This window comes from Brevundimonas sp. ABV4_179 (assembly GCF_056311945.1).
The window spans coordinates 2,239,131-2,261,853 of record NZ_CM149976.1 but is presented as its reverse complement, the minus strand read 5'-3'; the positions used below and the strand labels follow the sequence as shown (position 1 = coordinate 2,261,853).

Sequence of the window (22,723 nt, the reverse complement as noted above, 5' to 3'; positions counted from 1 at the left end):
AAGCTCGCAAACCCGAGCCGCCTCAAAAGGCGTCGCAGCCCGCTGCGGCGATGCAGCCTCAGACTGCGCCCGCGGTGGTCCCCACGCCTGCGCCGCCCGCTGTTCAAGCCACGGCGACTACGGCGGCCGCCACCGGCTATTCCGCTTCGTCGATCGAAGTGCTGGAGGGGCTGGAACCCGTCCGCAAACGCCCCGGCATGTATATCGGCGGCACCGACGAACGCGCTCTGCACCATCTGTTCGCCGAAGTCCTCGATAATGCGATGGACGAGGCCGTGGCCCGCCACGCCAAACTGATCACCGTAGACCTGGACGCCGAGGGCTATCTGTCGGTGCGCGACGACGGGCGCGGCATTCCGGTCGATCCCCACCCGAAACATCCCGGCAAGTCGGCGCTGGAGGTGGTGATGACAGTCCTCCACTCGGGCGGCAAGTTTTCGGGCAAGGCCTATGAAACCTCTGGCGGTCTGCACGGCGTCGGCGTTTCTGTCGTGAACGCCCTGTCGGAACATCTGGACGTCACCGTCTGGCGCGACGGGTTTGAGTGGAAGCAGTCCTTCTCGCGCGGCCACGTCCTTGGTCCCATCCTGCAGGTCCAGCCGTCGAAGAAGAAGGGCACCCTGATCCGGTTCAAGCCGGACGACGAAATCTTCGGCATGGGCGCGGCCTTCAAGCCCGCCCGCCTGTTCCGCATGGCGCGGTCCAAGGCCTATCTGTTCCGCGGCGTCGAGATCAAATGGACCTGCGCGCCGGACCGGATCACCGACGCCACCCCGGCCCAGGCCCTGCTTCACTTCCCCGGTGGTCTGGCCGACGCCCTGACCGACCGCATCGGCCAGCTTGAGACCGTCACCCCCACTTTCGCCGGCCGCGCCGAACGTCAGGGCGAGGCCGGCGCCTTTGAATGGGCCGTCACCTGGTCGCCCATCGGTTTCGGTGAGTCTGACGGCTTCATCCAGTCCTACTGCAACACCGTCTCGACGCCGGATGGCGGCACGCACGAGGCGGGCTTCCGCGCCGCCCTGGTCAAGGGCCTAAAGGCCTATGGCGAGCTGACCAACGAGAAGCGCGCAGGCATCATCACCGCCGAAGACGTCATCGCCAACGCCGGCGCCCTGATCAGCGTCTTCATCAGAAATCCCGAGTTCCAGGGTCAGACCAAGGACCGCCTGTCCTCGCCCGAAGGCGCGCGTCTGGTGGAGCAGCTTCTGCGCGACCCGCTGGACCACTGGCTGACCGAAAGCCCCAAACAGGCCAACGCCCTACTGGGTTTCGTCGTGGACCGCGCCGAGGACCGCCTGCGCCGTCGCAAGGACAAGGAGGTCCAGCGCGCCGCCGCCACCCGCAAGCTGCGCCTGCCGGGCAAGCTGTCGGACTGCAGCCGTCAGGCCGCCGAAGGCACCGAACTGTTCATCGTCGAAGGCGATTCGGCCGGCGGCTCGGCCAAACAGGCGCGCGACCGCACGACCCAGGCCATCCTGCCGCTGCGCGGCAAAATCCTGAACGTCGCCTCGGCCACCGCCGACAAGCTGCGCCAGAACGTCGAACTGTCCGATCTGGCCCTGGCCCTGGGCGTCCAGCCCGGCAATCGCTTCAACATCGATGACCTGCGCTATGAGCGGATCGTCATCATGACCGACGCCGACGTGGACGGCGCCCACATCGCCGCCCTGCTGATCACCTTCTTCTATCGCGTCATGCCCGAGACAATCCGTCAAGGCCGCGTCTTCATGGCCCTGCCGCCGCTCTATCGGATATCCGCCGGCCCCCTGAGCGAATACGCCCGCGATGACGCCCACCGCGATGAACTGCTGGCCACCGTCTTCAAGGGCAAGAAGACCGAGATCGGCCGCTTCAAAGGCCTAGGGGAAATGATGGCGTCCCAGCTGAAGGAAACCACCATGGACCCGAAGAAGCGGACCCTGGCGCGCATCACCGTTCCCGACGCGGAATCCAGCGTCGAGGATCTGGTCGAACGGCTTATGGGCAAGCGCGCCGACGCCCGCTTCCAGTTCATTCAGGAAAACGCGCAGTTCGTGAAGGAAGAACTGGACGTCTGACGCCATCGCGGCCCTTCCAACGCACGGCGACGCCTGACACAAGGAGGCATGAGCATGACCGCCCCCTCATCCGCCGTCCTCGACGACCTGAAGGCCGCCCTGGGTTCCGGCGGCTGGACCCAGGACCCCGACGTCGTCGCGCCCTTCCTGACCGAATGGCGCAATCGCTGGACCGGGAACACGCCGATCCTGCTGACCCCGCGTTCGACGGAGGAGGTCGCCCGCGCCGTGGCCATCTGCGCGCGCGAGGGCGTCGCCATCACCCCCCAGGGCGGCGGCACCGGCCTGGTCGGCGGCCAGATTCCCTTCGGCGAAGTCCTGCTGTCGCTGAAGAAGTTGCGCGCCATCCGCGACGTCACCCCGCTGGACGACGCCATGACGGTCGAGGCCGGTCTGACCCTGTTGGAGGCGCAACAGGCGGCGACGGCGGCGGGCCGCTATTTTCCGCTCAGCCTGGCGGCCGAGGGATCGGCAACCATCGGCGGCGTGATCTCGACCAATGCGGGCGGCACCCAGGTTCTGCGCTACGGCATGATGCGCGATCTGGTGCTGGGGGTCGAAGCCGTCATGCCAAATGGCGAGGTCTTCAACGGCCTGAAGCGGCTGCGCAAGGACAACACCGGCTATGATCTCAAACATCTTTTTATCGGCGCGGAGGGCACATTGGGCGTGGTCACAGCCGCCACACTGAAGCTGTTTCCCATCATGCGGTCGCGCGCGGTGGCCATTGTCGGTCTGGAGACCGCAGCCGCCTCGGTAGAACTTCTGGCCCGCGCCAAGGCCGAGACCGGCGGCGGCGTGGAGGCTTTCGAACTGATGAAGCGCCTTGGCATGGAGCTGGTGCTCAAGACCATCCCCGACACCCGGGAACCGCTGGAGTCGACCCCCGAATGGTACGTCCTGATCGAGATCGCTTCAGGCACGCCCGGCGGCGCCGAGGCCCAGCTTGAACGGCTGCTTGAGGCCGCCTTCGAACAAGGCCTGATCAACGACGCCGCCCTAGCCCAGAACGACGCCCAGCGCGCCGCCTTCTGGCGTCTGCGCGAAGAACATTCTGCGGCGCTCAAGCCTGAGGGCGGCGGCTGGAAACACGATGTCTCGGTCCCCATCAGCCGCATCGCCGACTTCATCGACGAAGCCTCCGCCGCCGTCGAACGCTTCCATCCGGGCGCGCGAATCTCAGTCTTCGGCCATGTCGGCGACGGCAATCTGCACTACGACATCCTGCCGGGCGTCGGTCAGGATATCCCCGCCTTCATCGGGCGCTGGAAGGAAGGCTCCCAGGTCGTCCACGACGTCGTCGCGCGCTACGACGGCTCGATCTCGGCCGAACACGGGCTCGGCCGGCTCAAGACCGATGAAGTCAAACGCTACAAGACGCCGCTCGAAATCGAAACAATGGCTGCCATCCGCCTCGCGATTGATCCCAGGCGGATAATGAACCCCGCTGTCCTGTTCTGATCGGCGATCATCCCTGTCATTCAATTCCAATTAAATGCCGCAAGGCTAAGCTTAGGCTCAGGACTCATAGCTAGAAGGTGGCCGCGAGGGCTATGGCGGACAGGAAGACGTTCGGGCAGCGATCATAGCGCGTGGCGACCCGTCGCCAGTCTTTCAGCCTGCCGACCCGAAGGGCGGCGCGTAGCAGCCAACATGATCTCAATGCGGTTGCGCCGTTTGTAGCGGCGCTTGTCGTAGCGGATCGGTTCGGTGCGGGTTTTGCGGCCTGGGATGCACGGCGTGATCCCCTTGGCCTGCAAGGCGTCCCGGAACCAGTCGGCGTCGTAGCCCCGGTCTCCCAGAAGCCACTGGGCGCGTGGCAGGCTGTCCAGAAGAGCGGCAGCGCCGATGTAGTCGCTGACCGGTCGCATACCTTGCGGTAGTGGCGCGCCCGGCTTAGCGGCTGCGCCCGGTTCAAATCGTGTGCGAACCGGCTTATGTCAGCCGCGCTGTCACGGAGGCTGCCTTGCTGATCGTTCTTTCCCCCGCCAAGCGACTAGACTTCACCCCGGCCGACCCGGCCTTGCCCGGCTCTGACCGCCGCTTTCTGGAAGACACCGACAGTCTGGCCAAGACCGCCCGGTTGCAGACCAAGGCTGATCTGCGCCGGTTGATGGGGATTTCCGACGATCTGGCGACCCTGAACGTCGAGCGGTTCAAGGCCTTCGAGCCCGAATCGACCGGCGGCGTCCAGGCCGCGTTCGCGTTCGCCGGCGATGTTTATGAGGGGCTTCAGGCGCGTGAGCTGGACGCCAAGGCCCTGGACTTCGCCCAGGCGCACGTCCGCATCCTGTCCGGCTTCTATGGGCTGCTGCGTCCGCTTGACCGAATCCAACCCTATCGGCTGGAGATGGGTACGCGGCTGAAGACCCAGCGCGGCAACAGCCTCTACGACTTCTGGGGCGACCGCATCTCCAAACAGTTGAACGCGGACGCGGCCGATCAGGCTGATCCCACCCTGGTGAACCTGGCCAGCCAGGAATATTTCGGCGCCGTGGACGCCAAGGCGCTGAACCTGCCGGTCGTCACGCCGCAGTTCCGCGAGGAGAAAAACGGCGAGACCCGCATCGTCTCCTTCTTCGCCAAGAAGGCGCGCGGCGCCATGACCCGTTTCGCCATCGACGAGCGGGTGGAACGGGTCGAGGATCTGAAGGCTTTCGACCGCGACGGCTACCGTTTCGACAAGGCCGCATCGACCGGCAGCGACTGGATATTCATCAGGTCGCGAAATTCTTGATCAACGGCGCGTCATGCCGCTAGTCTCGACCGAAAGATCATAAAGGGCGGACCCATGTCAGAACGGCCTCACTCCTCGACCCAAGATCAGGCCTCGCTGCTTCGCCAGATCGGCGACCTGTCCGGTCAGGTCGCGGTCGTCACCGGCTCGACTTCCGGCATCGGTCTGGCACTGGCGCGGGCGGTGGTGGCGGCGGGCGGCGACGTGGTGCTGAATGGCCTGGGCGATCCGCTCGAAATCGAACGCGCCCGCGCCGATCTGGAAGGCTCGTCCGGGCGGCGCGTCCTCTATCATCCCGCCGACATGACCCAAGGCGACCAGATCGCAGATATGGTCGCCTTTGCGCAGCGCGAGCTTGGTCGGCTGGACATCCTGGTCAACAACGCCGGCATCCAGCATGTCGAATCCGTCGAGAACTTCCCTGCCGATCAGTGGGAGAAGATTATCGCCATCAACCTGTCCTCGGCCTTCTACGCCACGCGCGCCGCCATCCCGATCATGAAGGCGCAGGGGCGCGGTCGGATCGTCAACATGGCCTCGGCCCACGGCCTGGTCGCCAGTCCGTTCAAGTCGGCCTATGTGGCGGCCAAGCATGGGATCGTCGGCTTCACCAAGACCGTGGCGCTGGAACTGGCGCGCGACAACATCACCTGCAACGCCATCTGCCCCGGTTTCGTCGAGACCCCCATCGTGTCGAAACAGATCGCCGACCAGGCCCGCACACGCAACATGAGCGAGGAGCAGGTGCTGACCGACGTGATCCTGGCCGCCCAACCGACCAAACGGTTCGTGACGACCGAGGAACTGACCGGGATGTTCCTCTATCTGGTCAGCGACCTGGGCGCCTCGGCCAACGGCGCCAGCTTCTCCATCGACGGCGGCTGGACCGCGCAATAGGGTCTGACAGGCAGGGGCGGACGCGGGGGCGATATGGCGATCTTCAGACGCAAGCCCCCCCAACCGGCGGACGCGACCGCTCAACCATCGGGCAAACGGCCGATCTGTCTGGCGCTTCAGGGGGGCGGCGCGCACGGCGCCTTCCAGTGGGGCGTGCTGGACCGGCTGCTGGAAGACGACCGCCTCGACATTCGCGCCATCTCGGGCGTTTCGGCCGGCGCCATGAACGCCGCCGCTTTGGTCTCGGGTCTGGCGGCAGGCGACGCCCGCGCCGCCCTGGACAGGCTGTGGCGCGAGGTGAACCAGTCGGGCGGCCGCAACGTCTTTGGCGACAGCGCTATCTGGAACGCCGCCCAGCCGCCGGACTGGATGAAGGACAATCCCTTCTGGCGCGCCGGCGAGACGCTGGCCCTGTCGATGAGCCCCTATGAATTCAACCCCCTGAACCACAATCCCCTGAAACGGGTTCTGAAAGCCGCCGTCGATTTCGGCGCCGTTCAGGCGACCGACATAAAGCTGTTCGTCGCCGCGACGGCGGTGCGTCAGGCCAGGGCGCGGATATTCACCGCCAGCGAGATCAACGCCGATGTCCTGATGGCGTCGGCCTGCCTGCCCCACCTGTTTCAGGCGGTCGAGATCGAGGGCGAGCCCTATTGGGACGGCGGCTATCTGACCAATCCGCCACTGTGGCCCCTGACGGGCGAGGATACGCCGGACGATGTGCTTCTAGTCACATTGAACCCCATGACGCGCGAGGAAACGCCGCGCAGCGCCGCCGACATCATGGATCGGCTGAACGAGATTGTCTTCAACGCCCCCCTGGTCGCGGAACTTCGCGCCATCGCCATCGCGGGCGAGATGATCGGTCAGGGTCAGATCGACGTGGGCGGCCAAGGGCCATACCGCCACGTTCGAATGCACGCCATCGAGGCGGATCGCTGGCTGTCGGACCTGTCGCTGCGCACCAAGTTCAACACCGAATGGAGCTTCCTGAACGATTTGAAGACGCGCGGCCGCGCCGCCGCCGACGAATGGCTGGACAGTTGTCTGGGCGCCGTTGGGCGCCATGCTAGCGTCGATATGCAGGCCCGATTCGGCTAACCGACGAAGCCGGCGGCCCGTCTCAGACGATCGTTGATGGCCTCTCCCAGGCCCTTTGGCGGGATCGGCGAGACGGCGATGCCGACCGGGCGTGTGCGATCCGCCTCGCGCAGCAACCTAAACAGATTGGCGGCCGCCTGCGCCAGATCGCCGGCGGGGCTCAGACTCCAGCGCGCCTCGCCCACGCCGGGGCCGAACCCCAGCAGGATTTCGCCTGGCCTTGCGACGTCCGCTGCAATCCGCACCGGGGCGTCCGGCGCATAGTGCAGCGCCAGCCGTCCGGGAGAACGGCGCCCCTCCCCGCTGTCGGCCAGCGGCCCGACCACGGTCTCGATCTGGGCCCGGGTCACCGCGCCGGGCCGCAACAAGGCGACACGGCCGTCCAGCACCGACACGACCGTGCTTTCCAGCCCGACCTGACACGGCCCGCCATCGACGGCGGCGGCGACGGCGAAGCCGGTTTCCTCCAACGCATCGTCGAAGGTCGTCGGGCTGGGCCGTCCCGAACGGTTGGCGGAGGGCGCCACGACAGGCCCGCCGAACGCCGCCAAAACCGCCCGAGCCATCGGGTGGGCCGGAACCCGGATCGCCACGCTGTCCAGACCGGCGCGTGCTAGGTCACAGACCCGCGCGGCGGAACGAACGGGCGCGACGATCGTCAACGGTCCGGGCCAGAAGGCGTCGGCCAGAGCCTGGGCCGTGGCGCCGAACACCGCGATCTCGGCCGCCGCCGCCGCTTCGGCGACATGCGAGATCAGTGGATTGAACCGTGGCCGCCCCTTGGCTTCGAAGATGGCCGCGACCGCCTTCGGGTCGCCGGCGTCGGCGCCCAGGCCATAGACGGTCTCGGTCGGCAGCAGGATCAGGGCCCCGGCCTTCAGGGCGTCGGCGGCCTCTTGCGGAGTCGCCCTCATGGTCTGCGCGGAATCAGCGGGATCATCCGGTGCAGCACATTGTCCCGGTCAATGAACTGATGCTTCAGCGCCGCCAGGACGTGCAGGGCGATCAGGACATACAGCCCCTTCACCGCCAGACCATGGATGGCCATCAGCCCCCGCGCCGCCTCTCGCCCCCCGCCGATGGGCAGCAAGGGCCATTCGAACAGGCCGAACCATTGGATGGCGCGGCCGCCGGCCGAAGACGCCAGCCAGCCGGTCATTGGAATGACGATCAGCGCCAGATAGAACAGCACATGGGTCGCCCGCGCCGCCACCCTCTGCCAGCGCGGCAGGTCGGACGGCAGGGCGATGGCGGGATGGGCCAGACGCCAGCCGATGCGCGCCAGCGTCAGCGCCAGGATCGTCAGACCCAGCGACTTGTGCAGCATGACGAACTGGCCCGACAGCGGGCCCTCGGTATTCTCGTGCGCCGTGATCAGCAGCACTTGGATCAGGACCGCCGCCGCGATCCCCCAGTGCAGGACCAGGGACACGATCGAATATCGATTTCGCGGTTCGCCCATGGCTTCCCTTCCGTGACGGCACTACGTCACCTTGCGCAGAGACGAGGCGCGTCGCCAAGACGCTTGCGACACCCCGCCTCGACGCGGCACTTAGGCCGCAAAGACGATTGAGGAAACCCATGACCTACCGCGCGCCCGTTCGAGACTTGGCCTTCACCCTGGAAGCCGTCGCCGGCATGGCCGACGTCGCCGCGACCGGCGCCTTTCCCGACTACGACGCCGATGTCGCCGCGGCCGTGATCGAGGCCGCCGGCCAGTTTTCCGAAGAGGTGCTGGCGCCCCTGAACCGCATCGGCGACCAGCAGGGCTCGACCTACGCCAACGGCGCCGTCACCGCCGCGCCGGGTTTCGCCGACGCCTATCGCCAGTTCGCCGCCGGCGGCTGGACCGGCCTGTCCGCCCCGGCCGAGGCCGGAGGCCAAGCATTGCCCAAGGCGCTGGAGCTGGCCGCCTATGAGACCGTGCACGCCGCCAATATGGCGTTCGGCCTGTGTCCCATGCTGTCGCTGGCCGCCATTGAGGCGCTGGAGCAGGTCGGCACCCCGGAGCAGAAGTCGAAATATCTGACCAAACTAGTCAGCGGCGAATGGACCGGGGCCATGGTCCTAACCGAGCCGGGCGCCGGGTCGGACCTGGGCGCCCTGACCGCCACCGCCACGCCGAACGGCGACGGCACCTATGCGCTGAACGGCCAGAAGATCTTCATCACCTGGGGTGACCACGACGCCACCGACAACATCGTCCATCTGGTCTTGGCCAGACTGCCCGACGCGCCCAAGGGGCCGAAGGGGATCAGCCTGTTCCTGACGCCCAAGTTCGCGGTCAAGGACGACGGAAGCCTGGGCGACCGCAACGCCTTCCGCCCGGTCGGGGTCGAGCACAAGCTGGGCATCCACGCCTCGCCCACCTGCGTCATGAGCTATGAGGGCGCGACCGCCGAGTTGGTCGGACAGCCCAACCAAGGCTTGGCCCACATGTTCGTGATGATGAACGCCGCCCGCCTGGCTGTCGGAGTCGAGGGCGTCGGCGTCGCCGAACGCGCCTATCAGCACGCCCTGGCCTATGCGCTGGAGCGTCGTCAGGGCCGTTCTGTCTGGACGGGCGAGGCCAATGCGCCGATCTTCGATCACCCGGATGTGCGCCGGATGCTGGGTGTCATGAAGGCCAAGATTTCTGCCGCCCGCGCCATCTGCCTGTCCACCGGCGTCGCCGCCGATCTGGCCCGACACGCCGCGACAGAGGAGGAGCGCCGCCGCTGGAAGGGTCGCGAAGACCTGTTCACCCCCATCGCCAAGGCCTGGTCCACCGACGTCGGGTGCGACGTGGCCTCGATGGGCGTGCAGGTCCACGGCGGCATGGGCTTTATCGAGGAGACTGGCGCGGCCCAATACTATCGCGACGCCCGTATCGCCCCGATCTACGAAGGCACCAACGGCATCCAGGCCATGGACCTGGTCGGGCGCAAGCTGTCGATGGACGGCGGGGAATCGGCCAAGGCCCTGATTGCGGACATGAAGGCGACGCTCGCCGACCTCGGGGCGCTCTATCCCGGCAAGCCCGTCGAACGGTTCGCCACGGCCATCGAGGCGGTCGAGGACGCAACCCTCTGGCTGTTGGACCAGAAGGCTGACGCGAATGCGGCGGCCGACGTTCTGGCCGCCGCCGACGCCTATCTGAAACTGCTGGGCGACGTCGTCGGCGGCTGGATGCTGGCCAAAGGCGCGTTGGCGGCCAAGGCCCGGCTCGACGCCAAGGACGGCGATCCGGCCTGGCTGCAGGGCAAGCTGGACCTCTACGAAATCTACGCCGCCAATGTGCTGGGCCACGTCTCCAGCCGCCTGGCGGCCGTGGGCCAGGGCGGCGCCCTGCTGCAACGCCTGTCGGTCGAGGCGCTGGCGGGCTGAACCGCGTGGCGCCTCATTGACCTTCGTCGTCGGAGGCCCGCAAGGTGCGGCCTTGACCTTCAAATGCAGGGAGCGACCGATGAACCGTCGGCAAGTGATCATGTCCACGGCAGCCACGGCCCTGGCCGCCTCGGCCGCCCCTGCCCTCGCCCGCCAACCTGCCGGAGCCTCGATGCCCCAACCGCCCGTCGCCAAGAAGATACCTGTCGTCATCGAACAGTTGGGCCGCACCCGAACCGATGACTATCAATGGATGAAGGACGACAACTGGCAGGCGGTTCTGCGCGACCCGACCCTGATCAAGGCCGAGGTCAAGGAGCATCTGACGGCCGAGAACGCCTATCGCGAGGCCATGATGGCCTCCACCCTGCCGCTGCAGCAGACGATGTTCGCCGAGATGCGCGGTCGCATCAAGGAAGACGACAGTTCGGTGCCCGCGCCCGATGGCGGCTGGAACTACTACGTCGAATACAAGACCGGCGATCAGCACCCCCGCTACATGCGAGTAGAACGCCAAGGCACATGGATGGTGGACGGCCAGCCGGTGACGAAGAATTTCGTCATGGCTCCGACCCCGCAACTGCTGCTGGACGCCAATGTCCTGGCCAAAGGCAAGGCCTATTCGGAAGTGTCGGCCGCCTCCCACAGCCCCGACCACGCCCTGTTCGCCTATGCCGAGGACGCCCAAGGGTCCGAGGTCCACAAGATTTACGTCAAGGACATCGCCACGGGCGAGGTTCTGCCTGATGTGATCGACAGCGCCACCGGCGACTTCGTCTTCTCGCCCGACAGCCAGTGGATCTTCTGGACCAACCGCGACGACAACGGCCGCCCGGACAAGATCTTCCGTCGCCCTGCGCGCGGCGGCGAAACCACACTGGTCTATGAAGAGGCCGACGACGGCATGTTCATCGGCGTGGGCCGCACCGCCGACGATCAGTTCATCCTGATCGGCATCCAGAACCAGGAAACGTCGGAAGCCCGTTATATCCCCGCCGCGACACCGACCGCCGAGCCGGTGGTGCTGGAGCCGCGCGTCGTCGCCGTTCGCTATGACGCGGATCACTGGGGCGACCGCTGGGTGATCCGCACCAACGCCGACGACGCTATCGATTTCAAGATCGTCCAGGCCCCGAGCGCGACGCCGTCGAAGGCGAACTGGACCGATCTGGTCGCCCACACGCCCGGCCGCTTCATCGAAGGTCTCGACCTGACCTCCGCCCATCTGGCCCGCCAGGAACGCGCCGACGCCAACACCCGGATCATCATCCGCGACCGGGCCGGCGCTGAGCATGAGATCGCGGTGGACGAGCCGGCCTTCGCCCTGTCGCTGGCCGGCGCGTCGGAGTTCGAGACGACGACCACCCGCTACGCCTACAACTCGCCGTCCACCCCGACCCAGACCTTCGACTACGACATGGCGACGCGGGAACGGACGCTGCGCAAGACCCAGCAGATTCCGTCCGGTCACAACATCGAAGACTATGTGGTGGAGCGTCTGAACGCCCCGGCGTCCGATGGACAGCTTGTGCCGGTGACGGTGCTGCGTCGAAAATCGACGCCGGTCGACGGCTCGGCGCCCCTGCTGCTCTATGGCTATGGCTCCTATGGCATTCCCATGCCCGCAAGCTTCTCGACCAACCGGCTGTCGCTGGTGGATCGCGGCTGGATCTACGCCATCGCCCACATTCGGGGCGGCTCCGACAAGGGCTGGGGCTGGTTCCTGGACGCCCGGAAGATGACGAAGAAGAACACCTTCACCGACTTCATCGCCGCCGCCGAACATCTGATCGACCGCAAATACGCGACGACCGGGCACATCGTCGCTCAGGGCGGATCGGCGGGCGGCCTGCTGATGGGCGCCGTCACCAATATGCGGCCCGACCTGTGGGCCGGCGTGATCGGTCAGGTGCCATTCGTGGACGTGATCAACACCATGAGCGACACCTCCCTGCCGCTGACGCCGCCCGAATGGCCCGAATGGGGCAACCCCATCGAGGATGCGGCCGCCTACGACTATATGCTCAGCTACAGCCCCTACGATCAGGTCGCGCCTAAAGCCTATCCGGCCGTGCTGGCCACCGGCGGCCTGTCCGACCCGCGCGTCACCTATTGGGAGCCGGAGAAGTGGGTCGCCAAGCTGCGGCCCGCCACGACCTCGGGCAAGCCTGTGCTGCTGAAGATCAACATGGAGGCCGGCCACGGCGGGGCGGCCGGGCGATTCGACTATTTGAAGGAAGTCGCCCACGACTACGCCTTCGCCGTCTGGGCCGTCGACAAGGGGTGGGAGACGGCGTGAGCGCACCAACGGTTCGCGACGCCCGTCCCGACGACATCGCGGCGATCACCGCCATCTATGCGGAGAGCGTCGCCAACGGGCGAGGCACGTTCGAGCTGGAACCGCCGGACGAGGCCGAGATGGCGTCACGTCTGGCGGTGGTCCAAACCCTGGGCCTGCCCCGTCTGGTCGGCGAAATCGGCGGCCGGGTCGCCGGATACGCCTACGCTGCGCCGTTCCGCACACGCCAAGCCTATCGCTATATGGTCGAGGATTCGATCTACGTCGCGCCTTGGGCGCGCGGACAGGGCGTCGCCGGCGCCCTGCTCGATGCCCTGATCCAGCGCTGCGAAGCGTTGAGCCTTCGTCAGATGGTGGCGGTCATCGGCGATTCGGAAAACGTCGGCTCCATCGCCCTGCATCGGACACGCGGCTTCCTCGACGCTGGCGTCTTCAAGGCGGCCGGCTGGAAGCACGACGACTGGCGAGACGTGGTCTTCATGCAGCGTGCCCTGGGCCAGGGCGGCGATTCATCGCCCGACGCGCCAGGCCTGCCGTTGGTAGACAAGAAGCGCGGTTAAGCCTGCGACGACGCCACGGGCCGGTTCGACTGATCGTCTATGTGCCGCACGGCCTCATAGCCGAGCAGGGCCACACCGATAAGGAACATCAGCCCACCGGCGATCAACACCAATCGGACATGCCGATGCAGGTGGTAAAGCATCTCGCCGATCATCGACGGTCCCACGCGATCTCGGATCGTGCCAAATCGATCCGTTCCGTTCACTTTAACGCAAAAGTCGCGCCTGACGGAATCGCAGGTCCGTGAACGACGTTACATCAAACCAGACGGCTTTGGACTACGGCCGCGCCAATGAAGCTCGCGAACAGCGGGTGGGGCGCGAACGGGCGACTCTTCAGTTCGGGATGATACTGGACGCCGATGAACCACGGATGGTCGGGACGTTCGACCGTCTCGGGCAACACGCCGTCCGGCGACAGACCGGCGAAGACCAGCCCCGCCTTGGCCTCGATCGCTTCGCGATAGTTGATGTTGACCTCGTAGCGATGGCGGTGCCGTTCACTGATGGCGGTCGCGCCGTAAATCTCCGCAATCTTGGATCCCGACGTCAGCGTCGAATCATAGGCGCCCAGACGCATGGTGCCGCCCAGGTCCCCGCCCTGCTGTCGCAGGACGCGCTGGTTGCCCTGCGTCCATTCGGTCATCAGGCCGACGACTGGCTCGTCCGTAGGGCCGAACTCGGTCGAGGACGCCTTGGGGTAGCCTGCCAGGTTCCGCGCCGCCTCGATCACCGCCATCTGCATGCCGAAGCAGATGCCGAAATAGGGGATGTTGCGTTCGCGGGCGAAACGCGCCGCCTCGATCTTGCCTTCCGATCCACGCTCGCCGAACCCGCCGGGCACCAGGACCGCGTGCGCGCCCTGCAGCCGCTCCTCGCACGCTTCAGGATCGCCTTCGAAGGTGTCGGCCTCCACCCAATCGATGTTGACCTTGACGTTGTTGGCCACGCCGCCGTGATGCAGCGCCTCGATCAGGGACTTATAGGCGTCCTTCAGGACCGTATATTTGCCGACCACGGCGATGGTGACTTCGCCATCGGGGTGAAGGCGACGGCGAGAAATTTCCTGCCAGCGGGTCAGGTCCGGCTCCGGCGCGTCCGTGATGCCGAAATGGGCCAGAACTTCGCGGTCCAGACCTTCGCGGTGATAGTCCAGCGGCACGGCGTAGATGTCGGCCGAATCCATCGCCTGGATGACGCCGCTTTCACGCACGTTGCAGAACTGGCCGATCTTGCGCTTTTCCTCGGCCGGGATCGGCTGTTCGCAGCGGCACAGCAGGATGTCGGGCTGGATGCCGATGGATCGCAGTTCCTTGACCGAGTGCTGCGTCGGCTTGGTCTTCATCTCCCCGGCTGTCTTGATGAAGGGCAGAAGAGTCAGGTGGACGAAGCACGACTGGCCGCGCGGGAGGTCCTGACCCAGTTGGCGGATGGCTTCAAAGAAGGGCAGTCCCTCGATGTCGCCGACCGTGCCGCCGATTTCGACCAGCACAAAGTCCACATCCTCGCCCACATCTGTCAGGGCCGGCGTCAGGCAGAAGGATTTGATCTGATCCGTGACGTGCGGGATGACCTGCACCGTGGCGCCCAGATAGTCGCCGCGACGCTCCTTCTCCAGGATGGTCGAATAAATCCGGCCCGTGGTGATGTTGTCGGACCTGGCCGCCGACACGCCGGTGAACCGCTCATAGTGGCCCAGGTCCAGGTCGGTCTCGGCGCCGTCATCGGTCACGAAGACCTCCCCGTGCTGATAGGGGCTCATGGTGCCCGGATCAACGTTCAGATAGGGGTCCAGCTTGCGCAGGCGGACCTTGTAGCCGCGCGCCTGCAGAAGAGCGCCGAGAGCGGCGGAGGCGAGGCCTTTTCCTAGCGAGGAAACCACGCCGCCGGTGATGAACACATAGCGAGCCATGGGGGGACACCTTACTCCATGATTCGCAAACGGCGCATGGCCCGCGGCGAATCGAACTGTTGATCAAAAGAAGAAAGCGCGCCCTGCGGCGCGCTTTCCAAAACTCTGGTCGGGATTTCCGACCCTTACTGGGCGGGTTGCTGGGCCGGGGTCGGGGCCGTCGCGGGCCGGGCGCCCGCTGACGGCAGACTGGCTTCCAGATCGTCCAGCGACGGCGCCGCCGGCTGCGCCGGTGTGGCTGGCTGTTGCTGCGCGGGCTGCTGCGGCGCCTGGCTCTGAGGCGTGGTGGCCAGCGATCCGACGGCGTCGGCGTCGATGCCCGAAACCGAGGCGCGATCCATGTTGCCGACCACGGTCAGCACGATGGTCAAAACGAACAGCAGGGCCGCCAAGATCCAGGTGATCTGCGTCAGCAGATTGCCCGCGCCCCGCGCCGTCATGAAGCCCGAAGGTCCGCCGCCCATGCCCAGGGCGCCGCCCTCGGACCGTTGGAGCAGCACCACCCCCGTCAGGGCGACGGCGACGATGATAATGGCGACGAGCAGAATGGTCTGGAGCATGGTGTCAATCATGTGGGCGCGGATCTGCGCCGATCAAGCGGCGGCCTCTATCATCGAAGCGCGCCGGGGGCAAACCATCCTCAGACGGCCGCCTGGATGATCGGAATGAAATCCGCCGCCGTCAGCGATGCACCGCCGACCAGGGCTCCGCCGACCTCAGGCGCGGCCAGGATGTCGCGGGCGTTATCCGGCTTGACCGAACCGCCATACAGGATCGGCGCGGCGCGCGCGCCCTCCCCCAACCGCCTGACGATGGCGGCGCGGACGGCCGCATGGACCTCTGCGATCTGATCCAAAGTGGGCGTCAGGCCCGTGCCGATGGCCCACACCGGCTCATAGGCCACGGCGAAAGGCCGTTCCGACAGGCTGTCGGACAACGAACCCTCGACCTGCGCGGACACCACGGCGATGGCTTCACCCGCCTCACGCTGCGCCAGGGTCTCGCCGACGCAGACGATTGGTTCAAGGCCTGCAGTCAATGCCGCTTCGACCTTGGCCGAAACCTCGGCGTCCGTCTCGCCAAAGCTCGCCCGGCGTTCGGAGTGCCCCAGGATCACCAGCGTCGCCCCTGCGTCCGCCAGCATCTCGGCCGAAACCGATCCGGTGAAGGCGCCTGACGGCTTGGCGTGGCAGTCCTGCCCTCCGACGGCCGTCGCCCCGTCCTTCAACACGGTCGCCATACGCTCGACCAGCGTCGCGGGCGGACACAGGGCGACCCGACAGGCGCCATCGAGGGTTTTTGCGGCGTCTCGGATCGCCCGCGCTTCATCCAAGGCCCCGGCCAGGCCGTTCATCTTCCAATTGCCGACGATCATCTTCACGGATTGTTTCATGGCCGCCTCTCTAGGGGGCGTAAACCGCGAAGCCAAGAGGCGCGCCGCAATCTCGACATCATGCCATCCTTGCGGGGGCGTGCCCGGCGCGACTATACGCGACAGCTGACGCCAATATCGGCCTGTCCCGGGTTTTCGAATGCTCACCGCCTTCCGCGCCTTCTCTCGATCCAAATGGGCGGCCGCCCTGCTTGTCCTGATCGCGATCAGTTTCGTCATCGTCGGCGCGCGCATGGACGTGTTCTCGAACCTGGGGCCGAAGCATGTGATCGACGCCGGCGAGCGTTCGATGAACGAGGCCGAGTTCAAGACCGCATTCGACCAAGTGCGCGAGCGGCTGCAGCAGCAGGTGGGCCGCCCGTTGACCAATCAGGATCTGGTCGCCGAGAACATCCACACCCGTTTCCTCGCCGAGCAGACCGAACAGCTGGGCTTCCTGAACTGGGCCTGGAAAGCGGGCATCCGCCCTGGCCAGGAACTGGTCGTCAAACAGATCCGCAAGATTCCGGCCTTCTTCAATTCTGTCACCGGCCAGTTCGACCAGCAGGCCTATCAGGCCGCCCTGGCCCAGCAGAACCTGACGCCGGCCATGCTGGAGCAGGACCTGCGTGACCAATACGCCACCGAACATTTCGGCGCCGCCGTCTTCGCCGGCGCCCGCGTGCCGCGCATCTACGGCGCCCTGCTGGCCGGTTCGGCGCTTGAAACGCGCGATGGTCGCTGGTTCGAAGTGACCTCGGCCATGGCGGGCCAGGTTCCCGCCCCGACCGACGCCCAGTTGAACGCCTTCATCCAGGAAAACGCCGAGCGTCTGCGCGCGCCCGAGTTCCGCATGGTTTCGGTCGTGCTGTTCACGCCCGACAACGCCGGCAATGCGCCGATCTCGGAAGATCGTATTCGTGAGCGCTTCGAGTTTAAGAAGGACACATTGGGCAAGCCCGAGACCCGCACCTTCGTCACCTTGACGGCCCCGAACCGCGAGACGGCCCAGAAGATCGCCGCCGCCCTGCGCGCCGGTCAGTCGCCCGCCGACGTGGGCCGCGCCAACAACATCGCCCCCGCCAGCTTCGAGGCCACCCCGCGCGCCGCCATCGGCGACGCCGCCACGGCCGGCGCCGTCTTCGGCCTGCAAGCCAATCAGGTGTCCGATCCCGTCCAGGCCGGCGTCGGTTTCGCCGTCGCCAAGGTCACGGCCATTCAGCCCGCCGCCCCGGCGTCGCTGGAAAGCGCCCGCCAGGAGCTGATCCAGGAACTACGCGCCGAGGATGTGAAGACCCAGACCTACGCCAAGGTCGAGAAGTACGAAGCCGCCCGCACGGCCGGTAAGTCCCTGGCCGACGCCGCGCGTGAAGCCGGCGGCCGCATGGTCGACCTGCCGCCGTTCACAAAGGACGGCAAGCTGCCGAACGGTCAGGCGCTGAACGCCCCGCCGCAAATCTTCGAGACGGCCTGGAGCCTGACCAAGGGCGGCGAAAGCGACGTGGTCGACGCCGGCCAGGGCCAGTATTTCGCCATCCGCGTCAACGACATCCGCCCCTCGGCCTTGCCGACCCTGGCCGAAGTCCGCGCGCCCCTGGCCGAACAGTGGATCCAGCGCGAAACGATGCGCCGTCTGTCGACCAAGGCTGAGGATTTGACCGGCCGCGTCCGCAATGGCGAGGACATCGCCGCCGTCGCCCGCTCGGTGAACGCGCCCCTCACGGTCCGAACCGGCGTGGTCCGCAATCAGGAAACCCAGCAGTCGCTGGGACAGGGCGTGTTGCAGGGTCTGTTTGGCCAGTCCAAGGGCCAGGCCTTCTCGCAGCCGGCGTCGCAGACCGCCTATGTCGTCGGTCGCGTGGACAACATCCATGCCGCCAATCCCGCCGCCGCCGGCCCGCTGGCCGAACAGGTCCGTCCGCGTCTGACCCAGGAACTGGTCCAGGCCATGGTTCAGTCGTCCTTCACCGCCGGCGCCCAGCGTTCCAAGGCCAAGAACGATCCAGCCCAGGCGCTTTCTGCGCTGGGCCTGTCGGCCGACGCCAAGCCCGCCGCCCCGGCGCAATGAGCACGGCGACGCCTGCCGACGCCGATTTCGACGCCTTCGCCGCCGGTCTTCGGGCCGGTCGGCCGCAGGTGATCGTGCGCCGGATCATCGACGATCTGGAAACGCCGGTTTCGGCCTATCTGAAACTGGGCCTGGACCGCCCCTACGCCTGCCTGCTGGAATCGGTGGAAGGCGGTGCGGTCAACGGTCGCTATTCGATCCTGACGCTGGACCCCGACGTGGTCTGGCGTTGCCGGGCGAACGCGGCCGAGATGGCCCGTGGGCAGGCCATCGGCCAAGGTGCCTTCACACCCGAGAGCCTGCCGGCGCTTCAGTCGCTGCGCGGCCTGATCGCGGCCTCGCGGTTCGATCTGCCCGACGACCTTCCGCCCATGGCGGCGGGCCTGTTCGGGGTGTTCGGCTATGACATGGTGCGGCTGCTGGAGCCGTTGGGTGCGCCCAATCCCGACCCGCTGGATTTGCCAGACGCCGTCCTGACCCGGCCGTCGCTGGTCGCCATCTTCGATTCGGTGCGTCATGAGATCGTCCTGGTCTCCGCCGCCTACCCGGACGCGGGACTAGAGCCTGAGTCCGCCCACGACGCGGCGGTGGCGCGGCTCGACGCCTTCGAAGCCGCCTTGCGTGATCCGCTGCCAGTCCGCGCCGCGCCTCAGAAAACCCAGGCGCCGGCCTTCGCCTCGCCGGTGGACGAAGCCGGCTTTGGCGAGATGGTGGCGCGCGCCAAGGACTATATCGCCGCCGGCGACATCTTTCAGGTCGTGCTCAGCCACCGATTCTCCGCGCCCTGGTCGGCCGATCCCTTCGCCTTCTATCGATCGCTGCGCCGCCAGAACCCGTCGCCCTATCTGTTCTATCTGAATTTCGACGGCTTCCAGCTGGCCGGATCCAGCCCGGAAATCCTGGTTCGGCTGAAGGACGGCGAAGTGACCATTCGTCCGCTGGCCGGCACCCGGGCGCGCGGCGAGACGCCCGAGGCGGACAAGGCGCTGGAAGTCGAACTGCTCGCCGATCCGAAGGAGCGGGCCGAGCATCTGATGCTGCTGGACCTGGGCCGCAATGACGTGGGCCGCGTGGCCGCGCCGGGCACGGTGGAGGTGACGGAAAGCTTCGTCGTCGAACGCTACAGCCAGGTGATGCACATCGTCTCAAACGTGCGGGGCAAGGCCGATCCGCGTCTCGACGCCGTCGACACCCTGCTGGCGGCCCTGCCCGCCGGCACCCTGTCGGGCGCGCCCAAGGTTCGCGCGATGGAGATCATCGACGAACTGGAAAGCCAGAAGCGCGGCATCGGCTACGGCGGGGGCGTCGGCTATATCTCGGCCGGTGGCGAGGCGGACATCTGCATCACCCTGCGCACCGCCCTGTTCGCGGACGACCGCATCTTCGTTCAGGCTGGGGCCGGAGTGGTCGCCGACAGCGATCCGGCCGCCGAATACGCCGAAACCCAGCACAAGGCGCGCGCGCCGATGCGGGCGGCCGAGGAAGCCTGGCGCTTTCGCACCGGCAATCGCTAGCGGGTCAGCGTCGTCGTCGGGTCGTCGAACTGGACGCCCGGCCCGACGATGACCACTCCGGCCATCAGCAGCGCCGCCATCGCCGCCAGAGCGGCGGCGCCCAAGGCGGCGGCCGCGCTCGGCGGGCTTTCGACCACGACCAGCCTGGCCCTGGCGGCGGCGATCTTGGCGGCGATGTCTTTTTCTGCGGTCAGTTTCACAGCCGCATCCTGCGTCCATGCGAGTTAAAATGCGCTTTACCGCCGCGCTGGCTTGGCGCGGACGCCTGTCGCGCCTAGAAGCCAAGGCATGATCCTCGTCGTCGATAACTACGACAGCTTCACCTACAACCTCGTCCACTACCTCGCGGAGTTGGGCGCGCCGACGCATGTGGTGCGCAACGACGACCTGACGGTGGACCAGGCGTGGGCGCTGAACCCCGCCGCCGTCCTGCTGTCCCCCGGCCCCTGCGCGCCGGATCAGGCCGGCATCTGCCTGCCGCTGATCCAGACGGCGCCGGCCTCCATGCCGATCCTGGGCGTCTGCCTGGGTCATCAGGCCATCGGTCAGGCGTTCGGCGGCGATGTGATCCGCGCCAAGACCCTGATGCACGGCAAAACGTCGCCCATCCTGCATGAGAGCCAGAGCGTCTTCGCCGGCCTGCCCTCGCCCTTCACCGCCACCCGCTATCATTCGCTGGCCGTCCGGCGCGAAACCCTGCCCGATGACCTGGAGGTCACCGCCTGGACCGCCGACGGCGAGATCATGGGCCTGCGGCATCGCGTCCGTCCGATCCACGGCGTGCAGTTCCACCCGGAATCGATCGCCACCGAACACGGCCATGACATGCTGGCCAACTTCCTCGATATCGCCGGCGTAAAGCGCCTCGCGGCCGCCTGATCGTGGCGGACTGACCATGGCGGAAGGGTTCAAGCCGATCCTGGCCCGGCTGGTCGAGGGCCGACCGCTGACGTCGGAACAGGCGCACGACTTCTTCGCCGCCTGTCTGCGGGGCGAGCCGACCCCGTCCCAGGTCGCAGCCGCCGTCACCGCCATGCGGATGCGCGGCGAAACGGTGGATGAGATCGCCGCCTTCGCTTCGGCCATGCGCGAAGCGGCCCTGACGCTGAATCACCCTTACGAAGTCATCGACACCTGCGGCACCGGCGGGGATGGTCAGCACACCTACAACATCTCCACCGCCGCCGCCCTGGTTCTGGCTGGCGCGGGGCTGAAGGTCGCCAAGCACGGCAACCGGGCCATGTCGTCTAAATCAGGCTCTTCCGACGTGTTGTCGATCCTGGGCGTGAACCTGATGGCCGATCAGGCGCAGCAACGGAAGGCGCTGGACGAGGCGGGTATCTGCTTCCTGTTCGCGCCCGCCTATCACGGGGCCATGCGTCACGTCGGGCCCGTGCGGGGCGAGATCGGTTTTCGCACCGTATTCAATCTTCTGGGTCCGCTTTCGAACCCAGCGTCTGCACGGCGTCAGGTCATGGGCGTCTATGATCCGCGTCTGTTGGAGCCTTTGGCCGATGTCTTGGGGCGGCTGGGCGCGACGCGCGCCTGGACCGTCCACGGGCAGGGGCTGGACGAGCTGGCGACATCCGGCCCGACCGAGGTGGCCGAATGGAGGGACGGCGCCGTCCGACGGTTCCAGGTCACGCCAGAGGACGCCGGCCTGTCGCGCAGCCCCATCGACGCCATTCGCGGCGGCGACGCCGAGGAGAACGCCGCCGCCTTGCGCGCCCTGCTGGCGGGCCAGGCCGGCGCCTATCGCGACATCGTCCTGTTGAACGCCGCCGCCGCCCTGGTCGTGGCGGACAAGGCGGCCGATCTGGCCGAGGGCGCGGTGCTGGCCGCCGCCGCCATCGACGACGGCCGCGCCGCACAGGCGCTAGAGCGTCTGGCCCGCATCACCACGACTCCGCTGGACCCCGAAGCCGACGCATGACCGACGTTCTCGACCGTATCGCCGTCTACAAGCGCGAGGACGTCGCCGCCCGAAAAGCCGCCACGTCTCAGGACGCGATCGAGGCCATGGCCAAGACCGCCTCGGCGCCGCGCGGATTTCGCGCCGCCCTGGAGCGGGTCGAAGAAGAGACGGGTCGCCCCGCCCTGATCGCCGAGATCAAGAAGGCCAGCCCGTCCAAGGGTCTGATTCGCCCCAATTTCGATCCGCCCGCCTTGGCCCGCGCCTATCAGGCGGGGGGCGCCGCATGTCTTTCGGTCTTGACCGACGGCCCCAGCTTCCAGGGCGACGACGCCTATCTGGCCGCCGCGCGCGAGGCCGTCGCCCTGCCCTGCCTGCGCAAGGATTTCCTGGTCGATCCGTGGCAGGTGGCGGAAAGCCGCGCTCTGGGCGCGGACTGCATCCTGATCATCCTGGCCATGATCGACGACAGGCTTGCGGCCGAGTTGCTGGCGGAGGCCGAACGGTTCGGCATGGACGCCCTGATCGAAACGCACGACGAGAACGAGATGGCCCGCGCCTGTGCGCTGGGCGGTGATCTGGTGGGGGTCAACAATCGCTCGCTGCGGACGTTCGAGGTCGACTTGGAGGTCACCGAACGCCTGTCGATGCTCAGCCCTGTGCGCGCCCTTCTGGTCGCGGAAAGCGGAATCTTCACGCCGGATGATGTCGCGCGGGTCTCAGCCGCCCACGCCCAGGCCATACTGGTCGGCGAAAGCCTGATGCGCCAAGCCGATGTCGAGGCGGCGACGCGAGCGCTGCTGGCGGCCTGAGGCACGGCTTTCCTTGGCCCGATGCGGGCCAGCGCGGCCGTTAAGTTGACATTAGGAAGGAACACTTACAGAACATCATCAATGTTCACGGCCCGTTCCGATTCTACGGAGAG

Annotated in this window: 20 protein-coding genes and 1 pseudogene; 13 read left to right on the top strand and 8 right to left on the bottom strand. The window is 66.9% G+C overall.

Features of this window, described 5'->3' with window-relative positions; genetic code table 11:
* Positions 1 to 50: 50 nt before the first annotated feature.
* Both ACYX4P_RS10850 and ACYX4P_RS10845 read left to right on the top strand, forming a co-directional pair.
* A complete protein-coding gene (locus tag ACYX4P_RS10850; RefSeq protein ID WP_374323117.1) occupies positions 51 to 2,060 on the top strand; it encodes a DNA topoisomerase IV subunit B in 2,010 nt (669 codons plus the stop codon).
* A 54-nt stretch (positions 2,061 to 2,114) separates the two neighbouring features.
* A complete protein-coding gene (locus ACYX4P_RS10845; protein WP_248117253.1) occupies positions 2,115 to 3,521 on the top strand; it encodes an FAD-binding oxidoreductase in 1,407 nt (468 codons plus the stop codon).
* A gap of 70 nt (positions 3,522 to 3,591) precedes the next feature.
* Here the strand turns inward: ACYX4P_RS10845 and ACYX4P_RS10840 are convergent.
* Positions 3,592 to 3,922, bottom strand: a pseudogene (locus ACYX4P_RS10840) (transposase); the annotation flags it as partial.
* Between the two features lie 104 nt (positions 3,923 to 4,026).
* Between ACYX4P_RS10840 and yaaA the strand changes: the two are divergent.
* From yaaA to ACYX4P_RS10825, 3 genes are read left to right on the top strand one after another with little or no spacing between them, the layout of a single operon-like run.
* Entirely contained in the window at positions 4,027 to 4,797 is a 771-nt protein-coding gene (gene yaaA, locus ACYX4P_RS10835) for a peroxide stress protein YaaA (protein ID WP_248116398.1), read from the top strand.
* A 54-nt stretch (positions 4,798 to 4,851) separates the two neighbouring features.
* Positions 4,852 to 5,694 carry a 3-hydroxybutyrate dehydrogenase gene (locus tag ACYX4P_RS10830; protein WP_248116396.1) on the top strand — a complete coding sequence of 281 codons (843 nt, stop codon included), beginning with the start codon at positions 4,852 to 4,854 and terminating at the stop codon, positions 5,692 to 5,694.
* 33 nt (positions 5,695 to 5,727) lie between these two features.
* Positions 5,728 to 6,795 (top strand): patatin-like phospholipase family protein, encoded by a 1,068-nt coding sequence (locus ACYX4P_RS10825; RefSeq protein ID WP_248116394.1) that lies wholly within the window; start codon positions 5,728 to 5,730, stop codon positions 6,793 to 6,795.
* Here ACYX4P_RS10825 and ACYX4P_RS10820 read toward each other — a convergent pair.
* Entirely contained in the window at positions 6,792 to 7,709 is a 918-nt protein-coding gene (locus ACYX4P_RS10820) for an L-threonylcarbamoyladenylate synthase (RefSeq protein ID WP_248116392.1), read from the bottom strand. The genes ACYX4P_RS10825 and ACYX4P_RS10820 overlap by 4 nt on opposite strands.
* A complete protein-coding gene (locus tag ACYX4P_RS10815; RefSeq protein WP_248116390.1) occupies positions 7,706 to 8,257 on the bottom strand; it encodes a cytochrome b in 552 nt (183 codons plus the stop codon). Before ACYX4P_RS10815 ends, ACYX4P_RS10820 begins: the two co-directional genes overlap by 4 nt.
* Before the next feature lie 119 nt (positions 8,258 to 8,376).
* On the opposite strand from ACYX4P_RS10815, the gene ACYX4P_RS10810 reads away from it, so the two are divergent.
* From ACYX4P_RS10810 to ACYX4P_RS10800, 3 genes are all read left to right on the top strand, one after another.
* Positions 8,377 to 10,161, top strand: a complete 1,785-nt coding sequence (locus ACYX4P_RS10810) for an acyl-CoA dehydrogenase (RefSeq protein ID WP_248116388.1) — start codon at positions 8,377 to 8,379, stop codon at positions 10,159 to 10,161.
* Between the two features lie 79 nt (positions 10,162 to 10,240).
* Positions 10,241 to 12,460 (top strand): S9 family peptidase, encoded by a 2,220-nt coding sequence (locus ACYX4P_RS10805; RefSeq protein ID WP_248116386.1) that lies wholly within the window; start codon positions 10,241 to 10,243, stop codon positions 12,458 to 12,460.
* Positions 12,457 to 13,020: a GNAT family N-acetyltransferase gene (locus ACYX4P_RS10800; RefSeq protein ID WP_248116384.1), complete on the top strand. Its 564-nt coding sequence runs from the start codon at positions 12,457 to 12,459 to the stop codon at positions 13,018 to 13,020. The genes ACYX4P_RS10805 and ACYX4P_RS10800 overlap by 4 nt, the downstream gene beginning before the upstream one ends.
* Here the strand turns inward: ACYX4P_RS10800 and ACYX4P_RS10795 are convergent.
* From ACYX4P_RS10795 to tpiA, 4 genes are all read right to left on the bottom strand, one after another.
* Positions 13,017 to 13,175: a hypothetical protein gene (locus ACYX4P_RS10795; RefSeq protein ID WP_248116382.1), complete on the bottom strand. Its 159-nt coding sequence runs from the start codon at positions 13,173 to 13,175 to the stop codon at positions 13,017 to 13,019. The two genes, ACYX4P_RS10800 and ACYX4P_RS10795, sit on opposite strands and share 4 nt — an antisense overlap.
* A 104-nt stretch (positions 13,176 to 13,279) precedes the next feature.
* Entirely contained in the window at positions 13,280 to 14,932 is a 1,653-nt protein-coding gene (locus ACYX4P_RS10790) for a CTP synthase (protein ID WP_248116380.1), read from the bottom strand.
* A 125-nt stretch (positions 14,933 to 15,057) separates the two neighbouring features.
* Complete coding sequence (gene secG / locus ACYX4P_RS10785; protein ID WP_248116378.1) at positions 15,058 to 15,504, bottom strand: preprotein translocase subunit SecG; 447 nt, start codon at positions 15,502 to 15,504, stop codon at positions 15,058 to 15,060.
* 68 nt (positions 15,505 to 15,572) lie between these two features.
* The gene (tpiA, locus tag ACYX4P_RS10780; protein WP_248116376.1) at positions 15,573 to 16,325 is read right to left on the bottom strand and encodes a triose-phosphate isomerase; all 753 of its coding nucleotides are present in this window, start codon (positions 16,323 to 16,325) and stop codon (positions 15,573 to 15,575) included.
* A 139-nt stretch (positions 16,326 to 16,464) separates the two neighbouring features.
* Between tpiA and ACYX4P_RS10775 the strand changes: the two genes are divergently transcribed.
* A complete protein-coding gene (locus tag ACYX4P_RS10775) occupies positions 16,465 to 18,372 on the top strand; it encodes a SurA N-terminal domain-containing protein (RefSeq protein WP_292048108.1) in 1,908 nt (635 codons plus the stop codon).
* Positions 18,369 to 19,886 carry an anthranilate synthase component I gene (gene trpE, locus ACYX4P_RS10770; RefSeq protein WP_248116372.1) on the top strand — a complete coding sequence of 506 codons (1,518 nt, stop codon included), beginning with the start codon at positions 18,369 to 18,371 and terminating at the stop codon, positions 19,884 to 19,886. Before ACYX4P_RS10775 ends, trpE begins: the two co-directional genes overlap by 4 nt.
* On the opposite strand, the gene ACYX4P_RS10765 is transcribed toward trpE, so the two are convergent.
* Positions 19,883 to 20,086 (bottom strand): peptidoglycan-binding protein, encoded by a 204-nt coding sequence (locus ACYX4P_RS10765; RefSeq protein WP_248116370.1) that lies wholly within the window; start codon positions 20,084 to 20,086, stop codon positions 19,883 to 19,885. The two genes, trpE and ACYX4P_RS10765, sit on opposite strands and share 4 nt — an antisense overlap.
* Before the next feature lie 88 nt (positions 20,087 to 20,174).
* Between ACYX4P_RS10765 and ACYX4P_RS10760 the strand changes: the two genes are divergently transcribed.
* From ACYX4P_RS10760 to trpC, 3 genes are read left to right on the top strand one after another with little or no spacing between them, the layout of a single operon-like run.
* Complete coding sequence (locus ACYX4P_RS10760) at positions 20,175 to 20,765, top strand: anthranilate synthase component II (protein WP_248116368.1); 591 nt, start codon at positions 20,175 to 20,177, stop codon at positions 20,763 to 20,765.
* Between the two features lie 16 nt (positions 20,766 to 20,781).
* Positions 20,782 to 21,819, top strand: a complete 1,038-nt coding sequence (gene trpD, locus ACYX4P_RS10755) for an anthranilate phosphoribosyltransferase (protein WP_248116366.1) — start codon at positions 20,782 to 20,784, stop codon at positions 21,817 to 21,819.
* A complete protein-coding gene (trpC, locus tag ACYX4P_RS10750) occupies positions 21,816 to 22,610 on the top strand; it encodes an indole-3-glycerol phosphate synthase TrpC (RefSeq protein WP_248116364.1) in 795 nt (264 codons plus the stop codon). The genes trpD and trpC overlap by 4 nt, the downstream gene beginning before the upstream one ends.
* The last annotated feature ends 113 nt before the right edge of the window (positions 22,611 to 22,723 follow it).

What these genes read in the sequence shown, in the direction of transcription:
- ACYX4P_RS10845 (WP_248117253.1), top strand. Translation starts at nt 2,115, where the DNA reads ATGACCGCCCCCTCATCCGCCGTCCTCGACGACCTGAAGGCCGCCCTG.
- ACYX4P_RS10825 (WP_248116394.1), top strand. Translation starts at nt 5,728, where the DNA reads ATGGCGATCTTCAGACGCAAGCCCCCCCAACCGGCGGACGCGACCGCT.
- ACYX4P_RS10815 (WP_248116390.1), bottom strand. Translation starts at nt 8,257, where the DNA reads ATGGGCGAACCGCGAAATCGATATTCGATCGTGTCCCTGGTCCTGCAC.
- tpiA (WP_248116376.1), bottom strand. Translation starts at nt 16,325, where the DNA reads ATGAAACAATCCGTGAAGATGATCGTCGGCAATTGGAAGATGAACGGC.
- ACYX4P_RS10760 (WP_248116368.1), top strand. Translation starts at nt 20,175, where the DNA reads ATGATCCTCGTCGTCGATAACTACGACAGCTTCACCTACAACCTCGTC.
- ACYX4P_RS10850 (WP_374323117.1), top strand. Translation starts at nt 51, where the DNA reads ATGCAGCCTCAGACTGCGCCCGCGGTGGTCCCCACGCCTGCGCCGCCC.
- trpC (WP_248116364.1), top strand. Translation starts at nt 21,816, where the DNA reads ATGACCGACGTTCTCGACCGTATCGCCGTCTACAAGCGCGAGGACGTC.
- ACYX4P_RS10810 (WP_248116388.1), top strand. Translation starts at nt 8,377, where the DNA reads ATGACCTACCGCGCGCCCGTTCGAGACTTGGCCTTCACCCTGGAAGCC.
- secG (WP_248116378.1), bottom strand. Translation starts at nt 15,504, where the DNA reads ATGATTGACACCATGCTCCAGACCATTCTGCTCGTCGCCATTATCATC.
- ACYX4P_RS10830 (WP_248116396.1), top strand. Translation starts at nt 4,852, where the DNA reads ATGTCAGAACGGCCTCACTCCTCGACCCAAGATCAGGCCTCGCTGCTT.
- ACYX4P_RS10820 (WP_248116392.1), bottom strand. Translation starts at nt 7,709, where the DNA reads ATGAGGGCGACTCCGCAAGAGGCCGCCGACGCCCTGAAGGCCGGGGCC.
- ACYX4P_RS10795 (WP_248116382.1), bottom strand. Translation starts at nt 13,175, where the DNA reads ATGATCGGCGAGATGCTTTACCACCTGCATCGGCATGTCCGATTGGTG.
- trpE (WP_248116372.1), top strand. Translation starts at nt 18,369, where the DNA reads ATGAGCACGGCGACGCCTGCCGACGCCGATTTCGACGCCTTCGCCGCC.
- ACYX4P_RS10775 (WP_292048108.1), top strand. Translation starts at nt 16,465, where the DNA reads ATGCTCACCGCCTTCCGCGCCTTCTCTCGATCCAAATGGGCGGCCGCC.
- trpD (WP_248116366.1), top strand. Translation starts at nt 20,782, where the DNA reads ATGGCGGAAGGGTTCAAGCCGATCCTGGCCCGGCTGGTCGAGGGCCGA.
- ACYX4P_RS10805 (WP_248116386.1), top strand. Translation starts at nt 10,241, where the DNA reads ATGAACCGTCGGCAAGTGATCATGTCCACGGCAGCCACGGCCCTGGCC.
- ACYX4P_RS10790 (WP_248116380.1), bottom strand. Translation starts at nt 14,932, where the DNA reads ATGGCTCGCTATGTGTTCATCACCGGCGGCGTGGTTTCCTCGCTAGGA.